General features: G+C 38.9%; 2 rRNA genes. Both read left to right on the forward strand.

What is annotated here, in order from left to right:
• Positions 1–119: ribosomal RNA gene (locus HBB17_RS08175) — 16S ribosomal RNA — on the forward strand; the annotation flags it as partial.
• 49 nt (positions 120–168) lie between these two features.
• A 5S ribosomal RNA gene (gene rrf, locus HBB17_RS08180) occupies positions 169–286 on the forward strand.
• Positions 287–586: the final 300 nt, after the last annotated feature.

Consider the following 586-nt stretch of genomic DNA (forward strand, 5'->3'; position numbering starts at 1 on the left):
TAATGCCCGAAGTCAGTGACCCAACCGTAAGGAGGGAGCTGCCGAAGGCAGGATCAATAACTGGGGTGAAGTCGTAACAAGGTAGCCGTATCGGAAGGTGCGGCTGGATCACCTCCTTTCTAAGGAATGAAGAAGTAAGGGTTGTTTTATTATTGAGTTATTAAAATTTCTGGTGGCGATGCGTCTTAGGGACACACCCGTTCTCATCTCGAACACGATGGTTAAGGCTTAGACGGCCGATGGTACTATACTGGAGACGGTATGGGAGAGTAGGTGGCTGCCAGATTATAATAAAGTAAAGTTCATAAGACAGTAACAACTGTTTATATAGATTTTACTGGACAACGATTATTGAGAGGGTAAAATCTTTCAATAAGTTAACCAGTGATTCGATATTAACAAGTGATTGTTAGTATGGAATGACTGATTAACACGGTAAAAACCGAATAACAGTCAAGTTTGTACCTTGAAAACTACACATTGAATAAACAATCAAATATAAATTTGATTTGTCAGACATCTAAAACGTCATGTTAGAATGAATGTTCAAACGTGACAACAATGCAAAGTTAAAGAATTAAGACGT

This window comes from Anaerosporobacter faecicola (assembly GCF_012070565.1).
Lineage (GTDB): Bacteria > Bacillota > Clostridia > Lachnospirales > Lachnospiraceae > Anaerosporobacter > Anaerosporobacter faecicola.